General features: G+C 57.8%; 17 protein-coding genes, 2 tRNA genes, 3 rRNA genes and 1 pseudogene. 16 read left to right on the forward strand and 7 right to left on the reverse strand.

The window, feature by feature from the left end:
* Positions 1–87: 87 nt before the first annotated feature.
* From rrf to LRS56_25835, 7 genes are all read right to left on the reverse strand, one after another.
* Positions 88–203, reverse strand: a 5S ribosomal RNA gene (gene rrf, locus LRS56_25805).
* Positions 204–359: 156 nt separating this feature from the next.
* A 23S ribosomal RNA gene (locus LRS56_25810) occupies positions 360–3,251 on the reverse strand.
* 248 nt (positions 3,252–3,499) lie between these two features.
* Positions 3,500–3,575 (reverse strand) — tRNA-Ala (locus tag LRS56_25815).
* A 30-nt stretch (positions 3,576–3,605) separates the two neighbouring features.
* A tRNA-Ile gene (locus LRS56_25820) sits at positions 3,606–3,682 on the reverse strand.
* A gap of 82 nt (positions 3,683–3,764) precedes the next feature.
* Positions 3,765–5,301 (reverse strand): 16S ribosomal RNA (locus tag LRS56_25825).
* The 16S, 23S and 5S rRNA genes sit together here with 2 tRNA genes alongside, the layout of an rRNA operon.
* Before the next feature lie 628 nt (positions 5,302–5,929).
* Positions 5,930–7,150 carry a CaiB/BaiF CoA-transferase family protein gene (locus LRS56_25830; GenBank protein ID WDU62141.1) on the reverse strand — a complete coding sequence of 407 codons (1,221 nt, stop codon included), beginning with the start codon at positions 7,148–7,150 and terminating at the stop codon, positions 5,930–5,932.
* A gap of 12 nt (positions 7,151–7,162) precedes the next feature.
* Positions 7,163–8,344 (reverse strand): acyl-CoA dehydrogenase, encoded by a 1,182-nt coding sequence (locus LRS56_25835; protein WDU62142.1) that lies wholly within the window; start codon positions 8,342–8,344, stop codon positions 7,163–7,165.
* 155 nt (positions 8,345–8,499) lie between these two features.
* Here LRS56_25835 and LRS56_25840 point away from each other — a divergent pair, with 155 nt between their 5' ends.
* The 16 genes and pseudogenes from LRS56_25840 (at position 8,500) to LRS56_25915 (ending at position 25,513) form a co-directional block, all read left to right on the forward strand.
* On the forward strand, positions 8,500–9,399 hold the full coding sequence (locus tag LRS56_25840) for a LysR family transcriptional regulator (protein ID WDU62143.1): 900 nt from the start codon (positions 8,500–8,502) through the stop codon (positions 9,397–9,399).
* 452 nt (positions 9,400–9,851) lie between these two features.
* Complete coding sequence (locus tag LRS56_25845) at positions 9,852–10,973, forward strand: Re/Si-specific NAD(P)(+) transhydrogenase subunit alpha (GenBank protein ID WDU62144.1); 1,122 nt, start codon at positions 9,852–9,854, stop codon at positions 10,971–10,973.
* A 15-nt stretch (positions 10,974–10,988) separates the two neighbouring features.
* Positions 10,989–11,309 carry an NAD(P) transhydrogenase subunit alpha gene (locus LRS56_25850; GenBank protein WDU62145.1) on the forward strand — a complete coding sequence of 107 codons (321 nt, stop codon included), beginning with the start codon at positions 10,989–10,991 and terminating at the stop codon, positions 11,307–11,309.
* Positions 11,309–12,745 (forward strand): NAD(P)(+) transhydrogenase (Re/Si-specific) subunit beta, encoded by a 1,437-nt coding sequence (locus LRS56_25855; GenBank protein ID WDU62146.1) that lies wholly within the window; start codon positions 11,309–11,311, stop codon positions 12,743–12,745. Before LRS56_25850 ends, LRS56_25855 begins: the two co-directional genes overlap by 1 nt.
* Before the next feature lie 179 nt (positions 12,746–12,924).
* A complete protein-coding gene (locus LRS56_25860) occupies positions 12,925–14,418 on the forward strand; it encodes an acetyl-CoA hydrolase/transferase family protein (GenBank protein WDU62147.1) in 1,494 nt (497 codons plus the stop codon).
* A 318-nt stretch (positions 14,419–14,736) separates the two neighbouring features.
* Positions 14,737–14,952, forward strand: a complete 216-nt coding sequence (locus LRS56_25865; GenBank protein ID WDU62148.1) for a DUF1127 domain-containing protein — start codon at positions 14,737–14,739, stop codon at positions 14,950–14,952.
* Between the two features lie 262 nt (positions 14,953–15,214).
* Positions 15,215–15,400: a hypothetical protein gene (locus tag LRS56_25870; protein ID WDU62149.1), complete on the forward strand. Its 186-nt coding sequence runs from the start codon at positions 15,215–15,217 to the stop codon at positions 15,398–15,400.
* Positions 15,401–15,536: 136 nt separating this feature from the next.
* On the forward strand, positions 15,537–15,857 hold the full coding sequence (locus LRS56_25875) for a DUF2388 domain-containing protein (protein WDU62150.1): 321 nt from the start codon (positions 15,537–15,539) through the stop codon (positions 15,855–15,857).
* A 102-nt stretch (positions 15,858–15,959) separates the two neighbouring features.
* Positions 15,960–16,268 carry a DUF2388 domain-containing protein gene (locus LRS56_25880; protein WDU62151.1) on the forward strand — a complete coding sequence of 103 codons (309 nt, stop codon included), beginning with the start codon at positions 15,960–15,962 and terminating at the stop codon, positions 16,266–16,268.
* Between the two features lie 39 nt (positions 16,269–16,307).
* Positions 16,308–16,628 (forward strand): DUF2388 domain-containing protein, encoded by a 321-nt coding sequence (locus LRS56_25885; GenBank protein ID WDU62152.1) that lies wholly within the window; start codon positions 16,308–16,310, stop codon positions 16,626–16,628.
* The gene (locus LRS56_25890) at positions 16,625–18,586 is read left to right on the forward strand and encodes a DUF4105 domain-containing protein (GenBank protein ID WDU62153.1); all 1,962 of its coding nucleotides are present in this window, start codon (positions 16,625–16,627) and stop codon (positions 18,584–18,586) included. The genes LRS56_25885 and LRS56_25890 overlap by 4 nt, the downstream gene beginning before the upstream one ends.
* A gap of 375 nt (positions 18,587–18,961) precedes the next feature.
* On the forward strand, positions 18,962–20,269 hold the full coding sequence (locus LRS56_25895; GenBank protein WDU62154.1) for a CitMHS family transporter: 1,308 nt from the start codon (positions 18,962–18,964) through the stop codon (positions 20,267–20,269).
* A gap of 65 nt (positions 20,270–20,334) precedes the next feature.
* A pseudogene (locus LRS56_25900) lies at positions 20,335–21,101 on the forward strand (TerC family protein).
* Between the two features lie 210 nt (positions 21,102–21,311).
* A complete protein-coding gene (locus tag LRS56_25905; protein WDU62155.1) occupies positions 21,312–22,970 on the forward strand; it encodes a Na/Pi cotransporter family protein in 1,659 nt (552 codons plus the stop codon).
* Between the two features lie 57 nt (positions 22,971–23,027).
* Entirely contained in the window at positions 23,028–24,410 is a 1,383-nt protein-coding gene (locus LRS56_25910) for a pitrilysin family protein (protein WDU62156.1), read from the forward strand.
* 71 nt (positions 24,411–24,481) lie between these two features.
* Complete coding sequence (locus LRS56_25915) at positions 24,482–25,513, forward strand: DUF5924 family protein (GenBank protein WDU62157.1); 1,032 nt, start codon at positions 24,482–24,484, stop codon at positions 25,511–25,513.
* Positions 25,514–25,559: the final 46 nt, after the last annotated feature.

The following is a 25,559-nucleotide window of genomic DNA, read 5'->3' on the forward strand; positions in this document are numbered from 1 at the left end:
GCGCTAGCAACGTGCCGATGAAATTCATGGACTTCTACATAAACAAAACCCCTGTTTGCGTTAGCAAACAGGGGTTCTGGAATTTAATCTTGACGATGACCTACTCTCACATGGGGAAACCCCACACTACCATCGGCGATGCATCGTTTCACTACTGAGTTCGGGATGGGATCAGGTGGTTCCAATGCTCTATGGTCGTCAAGAAATTCGGGTACTGAGTCGTGACCAGCTGGCCTCGCTTCAGCAAATTGGGTATGTGATAGCTTTCGGTGTTTGTAAGCGTCGAACTTTCGGTTCATTTCGTCTTCACACACCGCAATCTGGTGCCTTCTCAGGTCAGCAAATTGCTTGGGTGTTATATGGTCAAGCCTCACGGGCAATTAGTATTGGTTAGCTCAACGCCTCACAGCGCTTACACACCCAACCTATCAACGTCGTAGTCTTCGACGGCCCTTCAGGGAACTCAAGGTTCCAGTGAGATCTCATCTTGAGGCTAGTTTCCCGCTTAGATGCTTTCAGCGGTTATCTATTCCGAACATAGCTACCCGGCAATGCCACTGGCGTGACAACCGGAACACCAGAGGTTCGTCCACTCCGGTCCTCTCGTACTAGGAGCAGCCCCTCTCAAATCTCAAACGTCCACGGCAGATAGGGACCGAACTGTCTCACGACGTTCTAAACCCAGCTCGCGTACCACTTTAAATGGCGAACAGCCATACCCTTGGGACCGGCTTCAGCCCCAGGATGTGATGAGCCGACATCGAGGTGCCAAACACCGCCGTCGATATGAACTCTTGGGCGGTATCAGCCTGTTATCCCCGGAGTACCTTTTATCCGTTGAGCGATGGCCCTTCCATACAGAACCACCGGATCACTAAGACCTACTTTCGTACCTGCTCGACGTGTCTGTCTCGCAGTCAAGCGCGCTTTTGCCTTTATACTCTACGACCGATTTCCGACCGGTCTGAGCGCACCTTCGTACTCCTCCGTTACTCTTTAGGAGGAGACCGCCCCAGTCAAACTACCCACCATACACTGTCCTCGATCCGGATAACGGACCTGAGTTAGAACCTCAAAGTTGCCAGGGTGGTATTTCAAGGTTGGCTCCACGCAGACTGGCGTCCACGCTTCAAAGCCTCCCACCTATCCTACACAAGCAAATTCAAAGTCCAGTGCAAAGCTATAGTAAAGGTTCACGGGGTCTTTCCGTCTAGCCGCGGATACACTGCATCTTCACAGCGATTTCAATTTCACTGAGTCTCGGGTGGAGACAGCGCCGCCATCGTTACGCCATTCGTGCAGGTCGGAACTTACCCGACAAGGAATTTCGCTACCTTAGGACCGTTATAGTTACGGCCGCCGTTTACCGGGGCTTCGATCAAGAGCTTCGCGTTAGCTAACCCCATCAATTAACCTTCCGGCACCGGGCAGGCGTCACACCCTATACGTCCACTTTCGTGTTTGCAGAGTGCTGTGTTTTTAATAAACAGTCGCAGCGGCCTGGTATCTTCGACCGGCATGAGCTTACGGAGCAAGTCCTTCACCCTCACCGGCGCACCTTCTCCCGAAGTTACGGTGCCATTTTGCCTAGTTCCTTCACCCGAGTTCTCTCAAGCGCCTTGGTATTCTCTACCCAACCACCTGTGTCGGTTTGGGGTACGGTTCCTGGTTACCTGAAGCTTAGAAGCTTTTCTTGGAAGCATGGCATCAACCACTTCGTTAACTAAAAGTTAACTCGTCATCAGCTCTCGGCCTTAAGATCCCGGATTTACCTAAGATCTCAGCCTACCACCTTAAACTTGGACAACCAACGCCAAGCTGGCCTAGCCTTCTCCGTCCCTCCATCGCAATAACCAGAAGTACAGGAATATTAACCTGTTTTCCATCGACTACGCTTTTCAGCCTCGCCTTAGGGACCGACTAACCCTGCGTCGATTAACGTTGCGCAGGAAACCTTGGTCTTTCGGCGTGGGTGTTTTTCACACCCATTGTCGTTACTCATGTCAGCATTCGCACTTCTGATACCTCCAGCAAGCTTCTCAACTCACCTTCACAGGCTTACAGAACGCTCCTCTACCGCATCACTTACGTGATACCCGTAGCTTCGGTGTATGGTTTGAGCCCCGTTACATCTTCCGCGCAGGCCGACTCGACTAGTGAGCTATTACGCTTTCTTTAAAGGGTGGCTGCTTCTAAGCCAACCTCCTAGCTGTCTAAGCCTTCCCACATCGTTTCCCACTTAACCATAACTTTGGGACCTTAGCTGACGGTCTGGGTTGTTTCCCTTTTCACGACGGACGTTAGCACCCGCCGTGTGTCTCCCATGCTCGGCACTTGTAGGTATTCGGAGTTTGCATCGGTTTGGTAAGTCGGGATGACCCCCTAGCCGAAACAGTGCTCTACCCCCTACAGTGATACATGAGGCGCTACCTAAATAGCTTTCGAGGAGAACCAGCTATCTCCGAGCTTGATTAGCCTTTCACTCCGATCCACAGGTCATCCGCTAACTTTTCAACGGTAGTCGGTTCGGTCCTCCAGTTAGTGTTACCCAACCTTCAACCTGCCCATGGATAGATCGCCCGGTTTCGGGTCTATTCCCAGCGACTAGACGCCCTATTAAGACTCGCTTTCGCTACGCCTCCCCTATTCGGTTAAGCTCGCCACTGAAAATAAGTCGCTGACCCATTATACAAAAGGTACGCAGTCACCCAACAAAGTGGGCTCCCACTGCTTGTACGCATACGGTTTCAGGATCTATTTCACTCCCCTCTCCGGGGTTCTTTTCGCCTTTCCCTCACGGTACTAGTTCACTATCGGTCAGTCAGTAGTATTTAGCCTTGGAGGATGGTCCCCCCATATTCAGACAAAGTTTCTCGTGCTCCGTCCTACTCGATTTCATGACTAAGAGATTTTCGCGTACAGGGCTATCACCCACTATGGCCGCACTTTCCAGAGCGTTCCGCTAATCTCAAAGCCACTTAAGGGCTAGTCCCCGTTCGCTCGCCACTACTAAGGGAATCTCGGTTGATTTCTTTTCCTCAGGGTACTTAGATGTTTCAGTTCCCCTGGTTCGCCTCTTGCACCTATGTATTCAGTACAAGATAACCATCTTATGATGGCTGGGTTCCCCCATTCAGACATCTCCGGATCAAAGTCTGTTTGCCGACTCCCCGAAGCTTTTCGCAGGCTACCACGTCTTTCATCGCCTCTGACTGCCAAGGCATCCACCGTATGCGCTTCTTCACTTGACCATATAACCCCAAGCAATCTGGTTATACTGTGAAGACAACATTCGCCGAAAATTCGAATTTCTCAATTAAGAGAACTCACAAATTTTACCTTAGCCTGATCCGTTACCAGTGAAAGTAACGTTCAGTCTATCTTTCTATCACATACCCAAATTTTTAAAGAACAATCTAATCAAAGACTAGAAATCAACATTCACCATCAATTTGATGGAATGCTCATTTCTAAGCTTTCAAAACTTCAGAAGCAGTAGTGGTGGAGCCAAACGGGATCGAACCGTTGACCTCCTGCGTGCAAGGCAGGCGCTCTCCCAGCTGAGCTATGGCCCCGTATTTCTACAGGCGTTTCCCACACAAAATTGGTGGGTCTGGGCAGATTCGAACTGCCGACCTCACCCTTATCAGGGGTGCGCTCTAACCAACTGAGCTACAGACCCAATTTCGGGCTGCTTCTTATCGTCTTCTTCAATGAATCAAGCAATTCGTGTGGGAACTTATGGAGCAGCTGATGTCGTCGATTAAGGAGGTGATCCAGCCGCAGGTTCCCCTACGGCTACCTTGTTACGACTTCACCCCAGTCATGAATCACACCGTGGTAACCGTCCTCCCGAAGGTTAGACTAGCTACTTCTGGTGCAACCCACTCCCATGGTGTGACGGGCGGTGTGTACAAGGCCCGGGAACGTATTCACCGCGACATTCTGATTCGCGATTACTAGCGATTCCGACTTCACGCAGTCGAGTTGCAGACTGCGATCCGGACTACGATCGGTTTTATGGGATTAGCTCCACCTCGCGGCTTGGCAACCCTCTGTACCGACCATTGTAGCACGTGTGTAGCCCAGGCCGTAAGGGCCATGATGACTTGACGTCATCCCCACCTTCCTCCGGTTTGTCACCGGCAGTCTCCTTAGAGTGCCCACCATTACGTGCTGGTAACTAAGGACAAGGGTTGCGCTCGTTACGGGACTTAACCCAACATCTCACGACACGAGCTGACGACAGCCATGCAGCACCTGTCTCAATGTTCCCGAAGGCACCAATCTATCTCTAGAAAGTTCATTGGATGTCAAGGCCTGGTAAGGTTCTTCGCGTTGCTTCGAATTAAACCACATGCTCCACCGCTTGTGCGGGCCCCCGTCAATTCATTTGAGTTTTAACCTTGCGGCCGTACTCCCCAGGCGGTCAACTTAATGCGTTAGCTGCGCCACTAAAAGCTCAAGGCTTCCAACGGCTAGTTGACATCGTTTACGGCGTGGACTACCAGGGTATCTAATCCTGTTTGCTCCCCACGCTTTCGCACCTCAGTGTCAGTATTAGTCCAGGTGGTCGCCTTCGCCACTGGTGTTCCTTCCTATATCTACGCATTTCACCGCTACACAGGAAATTCCACCACCCTCTACCATACTCTAGTCAGTCAGTTTTGAATGCAGTTCCCAGGTTGAGCCCGGGGATTTCACATCCAACTTAACAAACCACCTACGCGCGCTTTACGCCCAGTAATTCCGATTAACGCTTGCACCCTCTGTATTACCGCGGCTGCTGGCACAGAGTTAGCCGGTGCTTATTCTGTCGGTAACGTCAAAACAATCACGTATTAGGTAACTGCCCTTCCTCCCAACTTAAAGTGCTTTACAATCCGAAGACCTTCTTCACACACGCGGCATGGCTGGATCAGGCTTTCGCCCATTGTCCAATATTCCCCACTGCTGCCTCCCGTAGGAGTCTGGACCGTGTCTCAGTTCCAGTGTGACTGATCATCCTCTCAGACCAGTTACGGATCGTCGCCTTGGTGAGCCATTACCTCACCAACTAGCTAATCCGACCTAGGCTCATCTGATAGCGCAAGGCCCGAAGGTCCCCTGCTTTCTCCCGTAGGACGTATGCGGTATTAGCGTCCGTTTCCGAACGTTATCCCCCACTACCAGGCAGATTCCTAGGCATTACTCACCCGTCCGCCGCTCTCAAGAGAAGCAAGCTTCTCTCTACCGCTCGACTTGCATGTGTTAGGCCTGCCGCCAGCGTTCAATCTGAGCCATGATCAAACTCTTCAGTTCAAACATCTTTGGGTTTTTAAGAAACCCTAAACTTGGCTCAGCAATCGTTGGTTACATCTTTGATTTCTCGCGGAGTAACTTGTGATGCTGATAATCTTGTTGACTATCAGTCTGACTCCACAAGCACCCACACGAATTGCTTGATTCAGTTGTTAAAGAGCGGTTGGTTAAGATCTTTCGTCTCAACCGAGGCGCGCATTCTACAGCAGCCTCATTTGCTGTCAAGTGATTATTTTCAGAAGTTTTCGAAGATTTCTTCAACAACTTCAACCACTTGCGCTTCCGATCTCTCGTTAGCGGGAGGCGAATTCTACAGCGTTACACGCTGCTGTCAACACCTCTTTTTCTCCGCTTTCGACCGAGAAGATCGAAACGTTAATAGAGCCAAACAACACTGCCCTACCAACTCCTTCTGGGCTTCGATGAACTGAAGCATCTCGCTGTCGAATCTCGCATAACTCTTTGTTTACCAAGGAGTTTTCCGTTTCGACTGCGCCGGAAGTGGGGCGAATTATAGACTTCCAGAATCTGCCGTCAACCCTTAATTTTGCTTTTATATCAATTAGTTAGAATTGATTAAAAAACCACCAAAACAACACAACGAGCGCCTCTATATAGAAGGAAAGCCTCAGATAACACCCGCCACCTTCAGCGCAGCTACATTCGCCGCCCCCAACCCCAACACATCCTTCAGCACCTGAGCCGTATGCTCTCCTAATAGAGGAGGCGCACTGCGGTACTCCACAGGCGTCTTGGATAACCGTATCGGGCTGGCAACCTGAGGCACCATCCCCGCCAAGGCATGCGGCAACTCAATCGCCAACCCACGCGCCTTGACCTGGGGGTCAGCGAATACCTGCGCCAGATCATTGATCGGCCCGCAAGGCACTCCCACCTGCTCCAACGATGACACCCACTCAGCCGTCGTCTTGAAGACCGTCGCCTGGCGAATCAACGGGATCAGCTCAGCACGGTTGGCCACTCGCAGCTTATTCGTCGCAAAGCGCGGATCATCCGCCCACTGCGGCTGCCCGGCCACCTGCGCAAACTTGCGAAACTGCCCGTCATTTCCCACGGTCAGAATGAAGTCGCCATCGGCCGTAGGAAAATCCTGGTAGGGCACAATGTTCGGGTGCGCATTACCCAGACGTTTTGGCGATACCCCCGTCGTCAGGTAATTCATGGCCTGGTTAGCCAGACAAGCCACCTGCACATCCAGCAACGCCATATCGATATGCTGCCCACCGCCGTCATGATCCCGGTGCGCCAACGCCGCCAGGATCGCCACCGTCGAGTAAAGCCCCGTGAGAATGTCCGTCAAGGCCACCCCCACCTTCACCGGCCCAGCCCCCTCATCACCCTCAGGCCGGCCGGTCAGGCTCATAAGCCCGCCCAAGCCCTGAATCATGAAGTCATAGCCGGCACGGGACGCGTAAGGGCCCGTCTGACCGAACCCGGTGATAGAGCAATAGATCAGCTGCGGATTGATCTCTTTCAGCGATGCATAGTCCAGCCCATACGCCGCCAGACCACCCACCTTGAAGTTCTCGATCAGGATGTCGGACTTGGCCGCCAGATCACGTACCAGCTTCTGTCCCTCCGGCCGCGTGAAGTCGATGGTCACTGACTCCTTGTTACGGTTGGCCGACAGATAATACGCCGCCTCAGAGGTGTTCTCGCCATAAGCATCCTTAAGAAACGGCGGCCCCCACGCACGCGTGTCGTCGCCATTGCCCGGTCGCTCGACCTTGATCACCTCAGCCCCAAGGTCCGCAAGAATCTGTCCGGACCAAGGGCCCGCCAGCACTCGCGATAAATCCAGTACCCGCAGATGTGAAAGCGCGCCCATGCCGTGCTCCTATTAATAGAACGCCTGAAGACCGGTCTGCGCACGCCCAAGGATCAAGGCATGCACGTCATGGGTACCTTCATAGGTGTTCACCACCTCCAGGTTGACCAGGTGACGCGCCACACCAAACTCATCGGAAATACCGTTGCCACCCAGCATGTCCCGCGCCATGCGGGCGATGTCCAGGGACTTGCCGCACGAGTTGCGCTTCATGATCGACGTGATCTCGACTGCCGCCGTGCCCTCGTCTTTCATACGCCCCAGGCGCAGGCAGCCTTGCAGGGCCAAGGTAATTTCGGTCTGCATGTCGGCCAGTTTCTTCTGGATCAATTGGGTAGCCGCCAATGGGCGACCGAACTGCTTGCGATCAAGGGTGTATTGGCGCGCCGTGTGCCAGCAGAACTCGGCAGCCCCCAGCGCCCCCCAAGAGATACCGTAACGCGCAGAGTTGAGGCAGGTGAAAGGCCCTTTCAAGCCACGTACATCCGGGAAGATGTTCTCATCCGGCACAAAAACGTTGTCCATGACGATCTCGCCAGTGATGGACGCCCGCAGGCCGACCTTGCCGTGAATCGCCGGCGCGCTCAGGCCCTTCCAGCCTTTCTCCAGGACAAACCCACGGATATCGCCGGCATCATCCTTGCCCCACACCACAAACACATCGGCGATCGGGCTATTGGTGATCCACATCTTGGCGCCGGTCAGGCTGTAGCCGCCATCCACCTTGCGTGCTCGAGTAAGCATCGCACCCGGGTCAGAACCATGATCAGGCTCTGTCAGACCAAAGCAGCCGATCCACTCGCCAGAGGCCAGCTTCGGCAGGTATTTCTGCTTTTGCGCCTCGGTGCCGAACTCATTGATCGGCACCATCACCAATGACGATTGCACACTCATCATCGAGCGGTAGCCCGAGTCGACGCGCTCCACTTCACGCGCAATCAACCCGTAGCTGACGTAGTTCAAGCCACTGCCACCGTATTGCTCGGGAATCATTGCGCCCAGCAAACCGGTTTCCCCCATCTCGCGAAAAATCGCCGGGTCGGTCTTTTCATGGCGGAAGGCTTCGAGCACGCGGGGCGCCAACTTGTCCTGGGCGAATTGCTCAGCGCTGTCACGCACCATGCGCTCTTCTTCGGTGAGCTGTTGATCCAGCAGCAGCGGATCGATCCAGTTGAAGCTTGCCTTGCCAGCCATGAATAAGTCCTCGTTCAAAATCAGAAGTCGTGGATGCAGCCTAGGCCGAGCAAACGCAGAGGGCAAACGAGGTTTCTGCATAGGGTTGTGCTAATTTCTCACTTCGAAACGATCAATAAGGGCGCAGACGCGCTTTACATGTGAGTACACGGTACATGCGCAGAAAGATCCCCAGCACCACCGCCCTGGTCAGCTTTGAAGCCGCAGCCCGCCACGAGAGCTTTACCAAGGCGGCGCAGGAGCTTTCCATCACTCAGGGCGCCATTTGTCGACAGATCGCAAGCCTGGAGGAGTTTTTAAGTGTCGAGCTGTTTCGACGCTCACGGCGCGGGGTCAAATTGACCGAGGCGGGGCTCTCGTATAGCCGACGCGTGGCCGCGCAATTGGATGCGGTGGAGCGCGATACCCTGTCCGTAATGGGGCAGCAGGGCGCTAACGTCATCGAACTGGCCGTGGTCCCGACGTTTGGTACGCAGTGGCTGATACCCCGTCTCAAGGACTTCCAGCGCCAGCACCCTGAAGTCACGGTTAACCTCACCAACCGCACGCGGCCCTTCCTGTTTGCCGACACCGAGTTCGACGCAGCGATCTACTTCGGCGATGCCGACTGGTCGGGTACCGAATCACACCGCCTGATGGGAGAAAACCCTGTGCCGGTGTGCAGCCCGCGCCTGTTGGGCCAGCACACACAGTTCAGCCCGCTGGAAATCGCCGAACTGCCCCTACTGCAGCAGACCACTCGACCTTATGCCTGGCGCCAGTGGTTCAACGCGCAACAATTGAACATACCCCGCGACATGACAGGCCCCCGTTACGAGCTATTCTCGATGTTGTCCCAGGCGGCCATGCATGACATGGGAATTGCACTGATCCCGCCGTTCCTTATTCAGCGGGAGCTGGAGGAGAAGCGCCTGGTCATCGCCAACCCCGACGCGCTGAATAGTTCGAAGGCTTACTACCTGATGATTCCCGAGAGAAAAGTCGAGTCCGCCTCATTACGCGCCTTCAGGGACTGGCTGATCGATCAGTCGCAGCGCTATAACCTCAGTATTTAAAGGGCTCCGCTGCCTTGCTGACTTTGTAGTCAGAAACATTAAGAGCCTACAGATGTACGTATATGTCGCTTTTAAGCAGACTGTACTCACCAGACAAAAATAAGGCTCAAGGCCATGATTCCTATGACTTACAGCGCGTATCACCTGCCCATGGCCAACTATTCACACCGGCGATGGGGAAACACTGATAAAACCTCTGCAACCCTTTAAACACCTGTATTTAAAGAGGTTATTTCCGCGAGTTGCGACAATCAGTCACAGGGTGACTTGTAGTTAATTTTTCGTCACACGTCATAATCCCTTGAAGGCCGTAAAGTTCGCCTGCAAAATGCCGCGCCCCGCTGTCATTTCAGCGGGATCGTGCTGATCGGCCGCCCCAGCTGCGCCACTCACGGTGCACTGGCCTTTTTACAAAAAGATCAAAAGCAAAAAGATCATGCAGGAGATTTGACGTGCACATTGGTGTTCCTCTCGAAACCCAGACCGGTGAAACGCGGGTGGCTGCCACCCCGGAAACCATCAAGAAGCTGATCGGCCAGGGCCATACGGTCACTGTTCAAAGTGGCGCCGGCCTCAACGCCAGCATCGTCGACAGTGCCTATGAAACGGCAGGCGCGACCATTGGCAGCGCCAACGATGCGTTTGGCGCCGAGCTGATTCTCAAGGTGGTTGCGCCCAGCGACAGCGAACTGGCGCTGATCAAAAGCGGCACCGTAGTGGTGGGCATGCTCAATCCGTTCAGCAACGACACCATCGCCAAGCTGGCCGGGCAGGGCATCACTGCCTTTGCACTCGAAGCCGCACCACGCACCTCACGGGCCCAAAGCCTAGATGTGCTGTCGTCTCAAGCCAACATCGCCGGCTATAAAGCCGTGCTGCTGGCTGCCCATCACTACCCGCGCTTTATGCCGATGCTGATGACCGCCGCCGGTACGGTGAAAGCCGCCCGTGTGCTGATTCTCGGCGCCGGTGTTGCCGGCCTGCAGGCAATCGCTACGGCGAAACGTCTGGGGGCGGTGATCGAAGCATCCGACGTGCGCCCGGCCGTAAAAGAGCAAATCGAATCCCTTGGCGCCAAGTTCGTCGACGTGCCTTACGAAACCGATGAAGAACGCGAATGCGCCGTCGGTGTCGGCGGTTACGCACGCCCGATGCCCGCCAGTTGGATGCAGCGCCAGGCCCTGGCCGTACACGAACGCGCCAAGCAGGCCGACATCGTGATCACCACCGCGCTGATCCCCGGCCGCAAGGCACCGACCCTGCTGAGCGCCGAAACCGTCGCGCAGATGAAGCCCGGCTCGGTAGTGATCGACCTCGCCGCCGCCCAAGGCGGCAACTGCCCGCTGACCGTCGCCGACCAAGTCGTAGTGGAAAACGGCGTGATCATCTGCGGCCCGACCAACCTGGCCGGCGCCGTTGCGGCCGACGCGTCAGCTTTGTATGCGCGCAACCTGCTGGACTTCCTGAAGCTGGTCTTCACCAAGGAAGGGCAGTTTGAAATCAACCTCGAAGACGACATCGTCGCCGCGTGCCTGATGTGCCGCGACGGCCAAGTCATCCGCAAAAACGCCTAAACAGGGATTCAGACGATGGAAGAGCTTATCTCCCCCGGTATCTACAACCTGATCATCTTTGTGCTGGCGATTTATGTCGGTTACCACGTGGTCTGGAACGTTACGCCCGCGCTGCACACGCCGTTGATGGCGGTGACCAACGCAATCTCGGCGATTGTGATAGTCGGCGCCATGCTCGCAGCGGCCCTCACGGTAACGCCACTGGGCAAGACCATGGGCACCTTGGCCGTGGCCCTGGCAGCCGTGAACGTGTTCGGCGGTTTCCTGGTGACTCGTAGGATGCTGGAGATGTTCAAGAAGAAAGCCCCGAAAGTAAAAGAAGAGGCGCCGAAGTAATGAGCATGAATCTGGTTACGACGCTCTACTTGATCGCGTCGATCTGCTTTATCCAGGCCCTTAAAGGCCTGTCGCACCCGACCACGTCGCGACGCGGCAACCTGTTCGGCATGCTCGGCATGGCGCTGGCGGTGCTCACCACCGTGGGCCTCATCTATAAGCTCGGGGCTGAGCTGGCGACTGCCGGCATTGGCTACGTGATCGTCGGCCTGCTGGTCGGCGGCACTGCCGGTTCGATCATGGCCAAGCGCGTTGAGATGACCAAGATGCCGGAGCTGGTCGCATTCATGCACAGCATGATCGGCCTAGCCGCAGTGTTTATTGCGATCGCTGCCGTGGTCGAGCCGCAATCCCTGGGGATCGTCAAACACCTGGGCGACGCGATCCCAGCGGGCAACCGCCTGGAGCTGTTCCTCGGTGCAGCCATCGGTGCGATCACCTTCTCCGGCTCGGTGATTGCGTTCGGTAAGCTGTCGGGCAAGTACAAGTTCCGCCTGTTTCAGGGCGCACCGGTACAGTTCGGCGGCCAGCACAAGCTGAATCTGGTGCTTGGCCTGCTGACGCTGGGTCTGGGCCTGGCCTTTATGTTCACCGGCAATCTCACTGCCTTCGCCCTGATGCTGGCCTTGGCCTTCGTGCTGGGCGTGCTGATCATCATCCCGATCGGCGGCGCCGATATGCCGGTAGTCGTCTCGATGCTCAACAGCTACTCCGGCTGGGCGGCGGCGGGTATCGGCTTCTCGCTGAACAACTCGATGCTGATCATCGCCGGCTCCCTGGTGGGCTCGAGCGGCGCGATCCTGTCGTACATCATGTGCAAGGCGATGAACCGTTCCTTCTTTAATGTACTGCTCGGCGGTTTCGGCAATGCGCCGGATGCCGGTGCTGCGGCAGGCTCGAAAGAAGCGCGGCCGGTGAAATCCGGTTCGGCCGACGACGCCACCTTCCTGCTGACCAACGCTGACACCGTGATCATCGTCCCGGGCTACGGCCTGGCGGTGGCTCGGGCGCAACATGCGCTCAAGGAACTGACCGAGAAGCTGACCCACCGTGGCGTGACCGTGAAGTATGCGATCCACCCGGTGGCGGGCCGCATGCCTGGGCACATGAACGTGCTGCTCGCCGAGGCCGAAGTGCCTTACGACCAGGTGTTCGAGATGGAAGACATCAACTCTGAATTCGGTCAGGCCGACGTGGTGCTGGTGCTCGGCGCGAACGACGTGGTCAACCCGGCCGCGAAGAACGACCCGAACTCGCCGATTGCCGGCATGCCGATCCTGGAAGCCTTCAAGGCCAAGACCATCATCGTCAACAAGCGCTCGATGGCCAGCGGCTATGCCGGGCTGGATAACGAGTTGTTCTACCTGGACAAGACCATGATGGTCTTCGGTGATGCCAAGAAGGTCATCGAAGACATGGTCAAAGCCGTCGAATAACACTGCGCCAGCGCAATACTCGAAACCCTGGCCTCCCGTAGGCTGGGGTTTTTTATTGCCTCATGAAACCCGACCAAAGGCTCTAAATCGCTGCTTGGCATTCGACCATGGTAGCGGGCCGAAATTTTTTGAAATCACTACACTGCCCACCTTGCTTCCGTAGCCTGAGATAACAATTCATGTACCGTGATCGTATCCGCTTGCCTTCGTTGTTGAACAAGGTCATGAGCGCGGCAGACGCCGCCGCACTGATCGAGGACGGCATGACCGTCGGCATGAGCGGCTTCACCCGTGCCGGTGAAGCCAAGGCCGTCCCCCACGCCCTGGCCGAGCGCGCCAAGACTTCGCCGCTGAAAATCACCCTGATGACCGGCGCCAGCCTGGGCAATGACCTGGACAAGCAACTGACTGAAGCCGGTGTGCTGTCCCGCCGCATGCCATTCCAGGTCGACAGTACCTTGCGCAAGGCGATCAACGCCGGCGAAGTGATGTTTATTGACCAGCACTTGTCGGAAACCGTCGAGCAACTGCGCAACAACCAGCTCAAGCTGCCGGACATCGCCGTGATCGAAGCCGTTGCGATCACCGAGCAAGGGCACATCGTACCGACCACCTCCGTGGGTAACTCGGCCAGCTTCGCGATTTTCGCCAAGCAGGTGATCGTTGAGATCAACCTGGCGCACAACCCGAACCTCGAAGGGTTGCATGACATCTATATCCCGACTTACCGGCCGACCCGCACGCCGATTCCGCTGGTCAAGGTCGATGACCGCATTGGCAGCACCGCGATCCCGATCCCGCCGGAAAAAATCGTCGCCATTGTGATCACCCATCAGGCTGACTCCGCCTCCACCGTGACGCCGCCGGATGCCGACACCCAAGGCATCGCCAATCACCTGATCAACTTCCTCAAGCAGGAAGTGGACGCCGGGCGCATGACCAACAAGCTTGGCCCGCTGCAGGCCGGGATCGGCAACATCGCCAACGCGGTGATGTGCGGCCTGATCGAGTCGCCGTTCGAAGACCTGACCATGTATTCGGAAGTACTGCAGGACTCAACGTTCGACCTCATTGACGCCGGCAAACTGAGTTTCGCCTCGGGCAGCTCGATCACCTTGTCGGAGCGGCGCAATGCCGACGTATTCGGCAACCTGGAACACTACAAGGACAAGCTGGTTCTGCGCCCGCAGGAAATTTCCAACCACCCTGAAGTGGTGCGCCGGCTCGGGATCATTGGTATCAACACTGCGCTGGAGTTCGACATTTACGGCAACGTCAACTCGACCCATGTGTGCGGCACACGGATGATGAACGGCATTGGCGGCTCCGGGGATTTTGCGCGCAATGCGCACCTGGCGATCTTCGTCACCAAGTCGATTGCTAAGAACGGTGCGATTTCCAGCGTGGTGCCGATGGTCAGCCATGTGGACCACACCGAGCATGACGTCGACATCCTCGTGACCGAAGTCGGCCTGGCCGACCTGCGTGGCCTGGCGCCACGGGAACGGGCTCGGGTAATCATCGACAACTGTGTGCACCCGGCGTACCGCGACGCACTTAACCGGTACTTCGAATCCGCCTGCGCCATCGGCGGCCACACCCCGCACATCCTGCGCGAAGCACTGAGTTGGCACATCAACCTGGAAGAAACCGGGCATATGCTCAAGGCGTGATTGATACAGATTCGAGCTGATGCAAACACAGTTTCATCAGCTCGAGGTTCTGATCGCGCATTATTCAAAAAACTGTACTGCTGTACCGGTCTTTTCCTACCGAAATATCCTACGAATATTCAGTAAACCGGCAATTTCGCACTATTTCAGTGCGGACAGGTACAGTTGCCCCAATTCCGTACAGTACAGCCCCTTTAAACAGTTAACTGGCCCCTCACAATACAAGTGAACTGTATCTAGAGAGTCTTGCGCTGGAAGAGGATCATTGGCATCAGTTAAACCACTACCTAATCCCGCCACAAGCGGAAGGATGTCATCATGGAACGTACACTCAGTTCCGATCTGTTCTTCGAAGAAAAAGCTGTAAACACCCAGGCTTCCCTGCCTTTGCGCGTTCTCGCTAACCTGATGTTGTGGCAGCGCCGCATCTCCAGCCGCCACCAACTGGCCCGTCTGGATGCACGCCTGCTGGCTGACGCCGGTATCAGCGAAGCTCAACGCTACGAAGAGCTGAGCAAGCCGTTCTGGCGCTGATTGGCGCTCGCTGGCCCTGACCCATCGGGTCCACTGCCAGCAACTTGATTTGTCAAAACAAAGCCCGCCCCGGGTAACCGGAGGCGGGCTTTGCTGTTTGCGTGTTTCGGATTTTTGCCCCTCAAACAGAAGGCTTTCAGAAGAACAGGTACAGTTCAAAAAACAAAACAGTTAAGCAGTACAATTTCGCCTTGGTGTATCTGTAACGGTCAAACACCTTCGCCCACCATGGTGTTCCAGGCCCTTATGCAAGGCATTCACCATGGATACGCGAACCTCTCTTTGTAAGCGGCTGTTACGCCGCGCAGCCTCCACGCTAGCCAAATCGGCGCGCCACGCGTACGAGCGAAACCAACTGGCACAGCTGGATCTTCGCGAACTGTCCGATGCCGGCATCAGCCAAAGCGACAGAATGGCCGAGCTGTCCAAGCCGTTCTGGCGTGACTAGGCAGTCAAGAGGCTTTCCGAACGGATAAACGGCGGCTTAATATCCGACCACCACGTGGCGAACGGCCTGGAACAGGCGTCTGATCCCCAATGGCTGGCCTGCGCCACCTTATTTGCTCATCTACAGGAGTCACACCATGTCCCGTCTTCGTCTGCTAAGTGCTGCAGCCTTGCTGGCCCTGGCTGCCAACGCCAACGCGAGCAGCTTCATCGTGACCACCGACTCCATCGTCGGCGCACTGAAAGCCACTTCCGACGCCAGCTCAGACGCTACCTCGTCGCTGCGTGACAACAAGGTCGTGCGCGCCGCCCGTGACGACGCCGCCAGCTTTGTCGCCAGTGAAGGCGCCATCCGTGGCGTGAAGCTGGAAAGCGCGCTGGCCCAGATCCGCCAGCAAGCGCCGCAACTGAACACCGCGACTGACGCGCAGCTGGCCCAGGCCATCCTGACCATCTGAGCCGGAGCACAGAGGGGAGTGCCCGTCGCTCCCTGATACCTTCACTGGCTCTCGCCCGGGCATTGCGCTAGCCTTGGCGCTCGCTTTCAGTTGTCGAGTCCCATGGCTTTTTCATACCGCCTGTTAATCGCCCCTGTGTTGTTTTTCGCCGGTTGGTCGCCCATGGCGTCGGCCTTTGACCTGACCACCCAGAGTACAGTCGCGAGCGCGTATGCCACCAGCAAGGTGACTTCCGCGCCCTTCGACAGAAAAGTAGTGATGGCCGCCCAGGATGATGCTGCTGCGTTTGTCGCCACAGACGGCCAGTGGCGGGGGGCACGGCTGGAGTCCGCGCTGGATTATCTGCGCCGCACCCAGCCAAAACTTAACGCCAGCGACCTTGAACTGGCACAGGCAATTCTCGTCCAATAATCATCTGTGTATTTCCATCTTTGTATTCGGAGTTATTCCATGCGTAGCCCGCTGATCGCCGCCACCCTTGGCCTGCTGTTGTTGGCCGACGTCGCCCAGGCACATACCCTGGTGGCCACCAGTAACATCGTTGTGCGTGCCTCTGGCCGTACCATTGATTTCACCTCGGACACCACCACCTCCATCCGTGACTCCAAAGTCGTGCGCGAAGCCCACGATGACGCAGCCAGTTTCGTCGCCAGCAATGGCGAAATTCGCGGCGCGCAACTGGAAGCTGCCTTTAACACCCTGCGCACCCGCCTCCCGGAAGCCCGCGATGCCAGTGACCAGACCCTAGCCGAAGCTATCCTCGCACTGTGAGGCGCCTTGTCGCCTGGCTGCTGGCCGGGACTGTGCTGCTGTGTGGCGGCGCGGCCCAGGCCAGCCTGCAACTGCGGCTCAAGACCGATGGCTTGAGCCCGGCTGAACAGCAGGCCAGCCAGGCATTGCTCGATGAAGCGATGCGCTCGTTACCGCCGCGCTTTATCGAGCAGCTCGACCGGCGTATCGACGTCGGCTGGACCGACAAGATGCCCGAGAACGCCTACGGCCAAGCCTCGCTGGTGTCCGAACTGGACCTCAACCGCAATCTGCTCGCCAGCCTGACCGACGGCAGCGCCGCCACCCAGAAAACCAATCGCCCCCACGGCACTGTGCGCCGGGAAATGCTTGCCACCGTGCTGCATGAACTGACCCACATCTATGACCGTGCACGTTTATGGTCCAAGGACGAGCGCGCGCTGATCAATCGCTGCAGCCGCCAGAACAACATCACCGGCCTGATCGGCCTGCCCGATCAATGCCGTGGCCAGAACGACCGTCGCTTTACCCTCAGTGACGACCCGCGCCTGCTGGACCTCGCCGGCTGGCCCCAATATGTCGGCCGTCGCGGCGAACGCGAACAGCACAATCACCAGGTCGCACGCAGCCCGGACATCTACGAAACCACCAGCCCGCTGGAGTTCGTGGCAGTCAACATGGAGTACTTTCTTCTTGACCCAAGCTACGCCTGCCGTCGCCCCGCGCTGTTCCGCTACTACAAGGAACACTTCGGGTGGGCGCCGCCTGAGCAAGACACCTGCGAAAAGACTTACGCGTTTCTCAACGCCGGTAACGATTTCGCCAAGACCCCGCTGGGCCATGTCGACCCGGAGCGGGTCTACGAAATCGACTACCTGCTCGCCGAAGCCAACCAGAACCTGGTGAGCCGTTGGGGTCACAGCATGTTGCGCCTGGTGATCTGCGCGCCCGGTCGCCCGCGTGGCCCGGATTGCCGGCTGGACCTGGACCAACACCTGGTGCTGTCCTATCGCGCCTTCGTCGGTGACGTACAGCTGTCGAGCTGGGACGGCCTGGTAGGCAAATACCCGTCGCGCCTGTTTGTACTGCCGCTGGCTCAGGTGATTGACGAGTACACCAAGACCGAACTACGCGGCCTGGCCTCAGTGCCCCTGAAACTCACACGTCAGGAAATCAACGACACTGTCGAACATGCCGCCGAAATGCATTGGAGCTATGACGGCAACTATTTCTTCATTTCCAACAACTGCGCAGTGGAAAGCCTGAAACTGCTGCGCAGCGGCAGCGCCAACCCGCAACTGACCGGGCTGGACAACATCACCCCCAATGGCCTGCTCGAAGTGCTTCAAGCCCGTGGCCTGGCCGACACCAGCGTACTGAATGACAAGCGCGAGGCGCTGCGCATGGGTTATCACTTCGACTCCTTCCGCGAGCGCTATCAGGCGATGTTCGATGTGTTGCGCAAACATTTGCCGATCAAACAGACCCAAGTCGAAGACTGGCTGTCCCTCAGCGCCGAAGAGCGCCGCCAGTGGTTTGCCCAGGCCGACCTGCGCACCAGCGCCGCGCTGTTGCTGTTGGAGCAGGCGAGCTTTCGCAAACAGCTGATGCTGGCTCAGGACGAAGTCAAACAGCGCTACCTCGGTGCCCGCGAGCTGAAGAACGGCGGCATGGAGAAGGCCAACGCCACGCTGCAACAGATTCTTGCCAACAGCGGCTTCCTCAGTCGCCCCGCGGAACTGCTGGGCAGCGGCGGCTACGGCCTGCCCCAGCCGTCAGAGTCCAAACGCCTGGAATCGGAAAGCGCCGAGCGCCAGAAGCAGCTGCAATCGCTCACCGGCGAGCTGGATAAAGAGGTGAGGGCGCTGCTCGAGCCTTCCCGCGCCGCCGAAATCGCCGCCTGCGAAGCCAACCTCAAGCAGGTGGGTGAGCATTTGCGGGCGCTGCATAAGGCCGCGGGTGGTCTCGAACTGCCCTGACACCTACGTCTAAACACAATTCAAATGTGCGAGCGGGCTTGCTCGCGAAAGTGGATTGCCAGTCGATGCATCATCAACTGGCAGACTGCATTCGCGAGCAAGCCCGCTCCCACATTTTGATCTACATAAATCCAAAGACCGCGTGTCGGCCTTCATCACAGGTTTGCTCAGCGAAAGCTGGCTGAAAGCTTCCCCGTCTAGGATCGCCCCACTGCCGGCAACAGACCGGCTGTTTACAACAACAATGGTGATCCTGATGTCCGCTCGTACCCGCCTGTTTGCCCCAACTCCCCCCGTACGCCTCGTGCCTGTCGTTCTGCGCTGACCCCAACCCGGTTCGCCATTCCCTAGCCGCGCTACGCCTGGAGTATTCCTATGCTGACTTTCCTTGGCTTTGCCATGGTCATCACGTTCATGTACCTGATCATGACCAAGCGCCTGTCCGCGCTGATCGCCCTGATCATCGTGCCGATCCTGTTCGCCCTGTTTGGTGGCTTTGCACCGGAGATCGGCCCGATGATGCTCGCGGGCATCACCAAGCTTGCGCCGACGGGCGTGATGCTGATGTTCGCCATTCTCTACTTTGCCCTGATGATCGACTCCGGCCTGTTTGACCCGGCCGTGCGCAAGATCCTCAAGATGGTCAAGGGCGACCCGCTGAAGGTTTCGGTCGGCACCGCCGTGCTGGCCCTGGTGGTATCGCTCGACGGTGACGGCGCCACCACCTACATGATCTGCGTGGCCGCCATGCTGCCGCTGTACCAGCGCATCGGCATGAGCCCACGGATCATGGCCGGCCTGATCATCCTCGCCGGTGGCGTGATGAACATGACGCCCTGGGGCGGCCCGACCGCCCGTGCCGCGAGTGCACTGCATGTGGACCCATCGGACATCTTCGTACCGATGATCCCGGCCATGGCTGCCGGTGTGGTGGCAATCCTCGTGATTGCTTACATGTACGGCAAACGTGAACGCGCTCGCCTGGGCGAATTGCACCTGCAAGGCGACGAGATCGATCACAGTGAAATCAGCGTGTCGCAATTCCCGGACGCCCGCCGTCCGAAGCTGATCTGGTTCAACGGCGCCCTGACCTTCGCCCTGATGTGCACCCTGATCGCCGGCCTGTTGCCGTTGCCGGTGCTGTTCATGGTGGCGTTCAGTATCGCGATGATCGTCAACTACCCTTGCCTGCAAATGCAGAAAGACCGCGTCGCCGCCCACGCAGGCAGCGTACTGGCAGTAGTGGGGTTGATCTTCGCTGCGGGTATCTTCACCGGCATCCTGTCGGGCACCGGCATGGTCGATGCCATGTCCAAGAGCCTGCTGGCGGTCATCCCTGACGCGCTGGGTCCGTACCTGGCCGTGATCACCGCGCTGGTGAGCATGCCGTTTACCTTCTTCATGTCCAACGATGCGTTCTACTACGGCGTACTGCCGGTATTGGCCGAAGCAGCCAGCCACTACGGCATCACCGCCGTGGAAATGGCCCGTGCGTCGATCGTCGGCCAACCCGTACACTTGCTCAGCCCGCTGGTACCCTCGACCTACCTGCTGGTGGCCCTGGCCGGTATCGAATTTGGCGATCACCAGCGCTTCACCCTGAAGTGGGCAGTGCTGGTGTGCCTGTGCATAATGTTCGCCGCGTTGCTGATGGGGATTTTTCCGCTGTTCAGCACTCTATAATCGTACCAACTCAACCGCGCGGCGCTGCAGCTTGCGCGGTTTAACACTTGCTCAAAGGAATACACATGGAATGGCTGACCAATCCGGAAATCTGGATTGCCTTCTTCACCCTGACGGCCCTCGAGATCGTCCTGGGCATCGATAACATCATCATGATTTCGATCCTGGTCAGCCGCATGCCCAAGCATATGCAGGCGCGCACCCGGATCTTCGGCCTGGCGCTGGCCATGGTCACGCGCATCCTGTTGCTGCTGTCGATCACCTGGGTCATGCAACTGACCGCCGACCTGTTCGTGGTCTTCGGCCAGGGCATTTCCGGGCGCGACCTGATCCTGTTCTTCGGTGGTCTGTTCCTGCTGTGGAAAAGCTCCCAGGAGATGTACCACGCGCTGGAAGGCGAAGATGAAACCCATGAAGAGCCAGGCGGCAAGGGTGGCAAGTTCATCTACACCATCATCCAGATCGCGATCATCGACATCGTGTTCTCCTGGACTCGGTAATCACCGCCGTCGGCATGGTCTCCCATGTACCGGTGATGGTCGCGGCGATCGTGGTTGCAGTCCTGGTGATGATGCTGGCGGCCGGCACCATCAGCGAATTCATCGACAAGCACCCGTCGCTGAAGATGCTCGCGCTGTCGTTCCTGCTGGTGGTGGGTACCGTGCTGATCGCCGAATCCTTCGACGTGCACGTGCCAAAAGGCTACGTCTACTTCGCCATGGCGTTCTCGCTGGCGGTGGAAGCGGTCAATATCAAGATGCGCACCGCCATCGCGAAAAAGAAGAAACAGCAGGACCCTGTGAAACTGCGCAAGGACATTCCGGGTCAATAACCTGGACCCGCTGCTGAAATGGGGCGCTCGCGCCCCATTTTTTCATCTGCAAAAAACTGACTTCATGACAGTTTTGTTTCAATCCCCACTTTAGCTATGCGATGCTGGCGCAGAGCCCATTCGCCAACTACAGCTTAAGTACAAGACGTAGAACGGCACGCGGCAATTCTCATTAGCTCCTTTTGGAGCACACCCACACGGGGGCCGAGCATGCTGACCTTGCTCAATCTGCTTTCCGCCGTGACCCTGCTTATCTGGGGCACGCACATCGTCCGTACCGGCATCCTGCGGGTCTACGGCTCCAACTTGCGTCAAGTCATCGGGCAGAACATGTCCAAGCGCTGGCTGGCGTTTGTCGCCGGTATCCTGGTGACCGCCATGGTGCAGAGCAGCAACGCCACGGCCATGCTGGTGACGTCCTTTGTCGGCCAGGGCCTGATGGGCCTGATGCCCGCCCTGGCGACCATGCTCGGCGCCGACGTCGGTACTGCCTTGATGGCGCGGGTGCTCACGTTTGACCTGTCGTGGCTGTCGCCGCTGCTGATTTTCCTCGGGGTGATCTTCTTCCTGTCACGCAAACAGACGCGGGCAGGGCAGTTGGGTCGGGTGGGGATCGGCCTCGGGCTGATCATCCTCGCCCTGCAGTTGATCGTGGAAGCTGCCGGACCGATTACCCACGCCCAGGGCGTGAAAGTGCTGTTCGCATCATTGACCGGTGACATCCTGCTCGACGCCCTGGTCGGCGCCCTGTTCGCGATGATTTCCTACTCCAGCCTGGCCGCCGTGCTGCTCACCGCCACCCTGGCCGGCGCCGGTGTGATCGGTTTGCACGTGGCAATCGGCCTGGTGATCGGCGCCAATATCGGCAGCGGCGTGCTGGCCTTCCTCAGCACCAGCATGCAAAACGCGGCCGGGCGTCAGGTGGCCCTGGGCAGCCTGTTGTACAAATTGATCGGCCTGCTGTTGATCATCCCGGTGCTCGACCCGTTGGTGCTGTGGATGGATGGCCTGGACTACAGCGCCCAAGGCATGGTCATCACCTTCCACCTGCTCTACAACGTCAGCCGCTGCCTGATCCTGCTGCCCACCATCGGCCCGATGTCGCGCCTGTGCGCCTGGCTGCTACCGGAGCGCGAGGAGGTGAACGGCAAAGCCAAGCCCCGTCATCTCGACCTCGCGGCCCTCGCCACGCCGAGCCTGGCACTGGCCAACGCTGCACGGGAAACCCTGCGCCTGGGCGACCTGATCGACAACATGCTCACCGCCATGCAGGAAGTGCTGCGCGGCAAGCAAACCGCCATCACCCAGGAAATGCGCAGCCTCAGCGATGACGTCGAAGCGCTCTACAGCGCGATCAAGCTCTACCTGGCGCAAATGCCCCGCGAAGACCTCAGCGAACAGGACAGCCGCCGCTGGGCCGAAATCATCGAGCTGTCGATCAACCTGAAGCTCGCCGGCGACCTGATCGAACGCATGCTGCGCAAAGTCCAGCAGCAAAAAACCTCCCAGCGCCGCCAATTCTCGGAAGTCGGCCTGGAAGAACTCAGCGGCCTGCACAGCCAGTTGATCGCCAACCTGCGTCTGGGCCTGTCGGTGTTCCTCAGTGCCGACCCGGAAAGCGCCCGGCAATTGCTGCGCGAGAAACGTCGCTTTCGCGCCCAGGAACGGCGCCTGGCCCATGCGCACGTCAGCCGTCTGCAGCGTAAAATCGTACAGAGCCTGGAGACCAGTTCCCTGCACCTGGAGCTGATCGCCGACATGAAACGTCTGAACTCGTTGTTTTGCAGCAGTGCTTATGTAGTGTTGGAAACGTCCGACACCGGCGCGCTCTCCGCCGAAGATATTGCCGACATCACGCATTCGCCCTGAACGGATGATGGCCCGTGAAGTCAGTTAAAGCTGACCTCACTCGCCAGGAAGCTTGTTATGCGTCGCCTGTTATTCGCTTGCCTGCTCATGGGCTCTGCCCACGCCTTTGCCTTTGACCGCTTGCAAGTCGAGGGCTACAGCTTGCCCAACGGCCTGCAATTGCTGCTCAAACCGGGCACCGAGCGCGGGCATGTGGCGATCCGTCTGGTGGTGGGCGTCGGCCTGGATGACTTCAGTTGCGCCGACAAAGAGCTGCCGCACCTGCTTGAGCACTTGCTGTTCAGCGGTATCGACGGCGGCGGCGAAGGCGACCTCGAAGACCGCATGCAAGCCCTGGGCGGCGAGTGGAACGCCTACACCAGCAATGCCGACACCACATTTGTGATCGAAGCGCCCGCGCAAAACCAGCGCAAGGTGCTGGACCTGCTGCTGGCGATCCTTACCCGCACCGAGCTGACCGACGCCAATATCAACGCGGCCAAACAGGTGGTAGAGCGCGAAGACGGCGGCCATTACTCACACCTGCAGCGCCTGCTCGACCGCCAGGACCTGGGCCACACTGCGAGCAATCAATTGGCGGTGGAGCTAGGGCTTAAATGCGCCGAACGCGCCGAGGTCGATCACTTGACTCGCGAGCAGTTGGAGACCCTGCGCAAAAACTGGTATGCCCCCAACAACATGACGCTGATCATCGTCGGCGACCTCGACAAATTGCTGCCCGCCTACCTGGAACGCACCTATGGCCAACTCGACCCGGTCGAGCCCAGCGAGCACCTGGCGCTGCCGCAAATCCAGCACGTCGCCGCCGGCCATCGCGAGCTGATCCACGGCTGGGTGGGCGACAACGCCAAGCTGCATTGGCTGTTCCCCGAGCCGATGCTGGACGACCAACACGATGAAACCTATGACCTGCTCAAGGATTACCTGGACTGGGCGCTGTACCGCCAGTTGCGCCTCAAGCACGCGTTGTCCTACGGCCCGTGGAGCGAACGCGAAGTGCTTGGCGGCGTCGGTTTCCTCAGCCTGAATGCCGACCTTGAGCGGGACAACCTCCCCGAAGCCGAACAGGTGCTGCAGGACCTGAAGGCGCAATTGCTCAAGAATGGCCTGGACCCGGCCGTGTTCGCCCGCCTGCAACAAGCGGCCATCGCCCGCCAGGCTTGGGCAGTGCAGGGCAACAGCGCGCTGGCCGACTACTACTGGAGCGCCTCGGGTGACTACAACAACGGCCACTTCAGCGACCCGGTCAAACGTATCAAGGCCGTGAGCCTGGACCAGACCAACCAGGCCATGCGCCAGGTATTCAAACAGCCCGGCTACTGGCGCATCGAAAAGCCGCTGCTGAGTTACGACATGCTCAGCTGGATCGGCGCCGCTGTACTCGGGCTGATCGCTATTGTGTTGGTCGGTGCACGGCTTTATCGCAAACGGAACGCGTAATGAGGCACCGGACCCAGGGCTAAGACGTTATTCTGTCTGGGATTTTTCCTACAAAGACTGCGAACCGCCGAATGCTAAACCTGACCCGCTTGATCACCCGCATTCTCGAACTGATGAAGCGCTACCCAGGGGTGATTGCGCTCGGCGGTTTTATCTCCGGTGTGTGCAGTTTCATCCTGGTCGATCGCCAGCAGGGCATGGCCAGCTGGATCGCGGTGATCATGCTGGTGAGCTGGCTATGGCTGATGCTCGAAAACAGCTTTACGCAACTGTTCACCAAAGTCTTCAAGCGCGAAATCCCCGAGCCGCTGTTGCGTTACGCGACCCAGATGATCCACCAGGAAAGTCTGTTTTTTGTGCTGCCGTTCTTCTTCGTCACCACCGCTTGGAACAGCGGCCAATCGGTGTTCACCGGCCTGCTCGGCGCAGCGGCGCTGGTGTCGATCACCGACCCGCTCTACTACAAGTGGCTGGCGCCCAAGCGTTCGCTGTTCCTCGCACTGCACACGCTGACACTGTTCGCCGCGCTACTCACCGCGCTGCCGATCATCCTGCACCTGACCACCGCCGAAAGTTACAAACTCGCCCTCGGCGTGGCCATGGCGTTGTCGATTCCAAGCCTGGCAGTGAGCTTGCCGCTGCGCAGTCTCAAAGGCTGGGCGATGTTGCTGGGGGTCACGGCCGCAATTGGTTGCGCCGGTTGGTTCTTGCGCAGTTGGGTGCCGCCCGCGACCCTGTGGATGACCGAAGTGGCCATCAGCACCCAGTTGCAGGACCGCACGCCGGGCGATGACCTCAAGGAAGTCAACGCCGCCCAACTGCGCAGCACCGGGCTGTATGCCTACACCGCAATCAACGCACCACGCGGGCTGGATGAGCGGATCTACCATGTATGGAAATTCAATGGCAAAGAGGTCGACCGCATTGCCCTGGATATCCACGGCGGGCGCAAAGAGGGCTATCGCGCCTGGACCCACAAACAGAACTTCCCGGCCGACGCCATTGGCCGCTGGCAGGTACAGGTATTGACCGAAGACGGGCAAGTGATCGGTGTGCTGCGCTTCAAAGTGACCGACACAGCACAAACGGACAACCCAAACTAGGCAGGATCGTGCTATTACGTAGCAATTGTGGATAGCCAAACAAGCT

The organism is Pseudomonas poae, assembly GCA_028869255.1.
Lineage (GTDB): Bacteria > Pseudomonadota > Gammaproteobacteria > Pseudomonadales > Pseudomonadaceae > Aquipseudomonas > Aquipseudomonas poae_C.

Bases quoted from the DNA above. Each gene is read 5' to 3' on its own strand.
- LRS56_25830 (WDU62141.1), bottom strand. From the start codon at position 7,150: ATGGGCGCGCTTTCACATCTGCGGGTACTGGATTTATCGCGAGTGCTG.
- LRS56_25835 (WDU62142.1), bottom strand. From the start codon at position 8,344: ATGGCTGGCAAGGCAAGCTTCAACTGGATCGATCCGCTGCTGCTGGAT.
- LRS56_25840 (WDU62143.1), top strand. From the start codon at position 8,500: ATGCGCAGAAAGATCCCCAGCACCACCGCCCTGGTCAGCTTTGAAGCC.
- LRS56_25850 (WDU62145.1), top strand. From the start codon at position 10,989: ATGGAAGAGCTTATCTCCCCCGGTATCTACAACCTGATCATCTTTGTG.
- LRS56_25855 (WDU62146.1), top strand. From the start codon at position 11,309: ATGAGCATGAATCTGGTTACGACGCTCTACTTGATCGCGTCGATCTGC.
- LRS56_25860 (WDU62147.1), top strand. From the start codon at position 12,925: ATGTACCGTGATCGTATCCGCTTGCCTTCGTTGTTGAACAAGGTCATG.
- LRS56_25865 (WDU62148.1), top strand. From the start codon at position 14,737: ATGGAACGTACACTCAGTTCCGATCTGTTCTTCGAAGAAAAAGCTGTA.
- LRS56_25870 (WDU62149.1), top strand. From the start codon at position 15,215: ATGGATACGCGAACCTCTCTTTGTAAGCGGCTGTTACGCCGCGCAGCC.
- LRS56_25875 (WDU62150.1), top strand. From the start codon at position 15,537: ATGTCCCGTCTTCGTCTGCTAAGTGCTGCAGCCTTGCTGGCCCTGGCT.
- LRS56_25880 (WDU62151.1), top strand. From the start codon at position 15,960: ATGGCTTTTTCATACCGCCTGTTAATCGCCCCTGTGTTGTTTTTCGCC.
- LRS56_25885 (WDU62152.1), top strand. From the start codon at position 16,308: ATGCGTAGCCCGCTGATCGCCGCCACCCTTGGCCTGCTGTTGTTGGCC.
- LRS56_25895 (WDU62154.1), top strand. From the start codon at position 18,962: ATGCTGACTTTCCTTGGCTTTGCCATGGTCATCACGTTCATGTACCTG.
- LRS56_25905 (WDU62155.1), top strand. From the start codon at position 21,312: ATGCTGACCTTGCTCAATCTGCTTTCCGCCGTGACCCTGCTTATCTGG.
- LRS56_25910 (WDU62156.1), top strand. From the start codon at position 23,028: ATGCGTCGCCTGTTATTCGCTTGCCTGCTCATGGGCTCTGCCCACGCC.
- LRS56_25915 (WDU62157.1), top strand. From the start codon at position 24,482: ATGCTAAACCTGACCCGCTTGATCACCCGCATTCTCGAACTGATGAAG.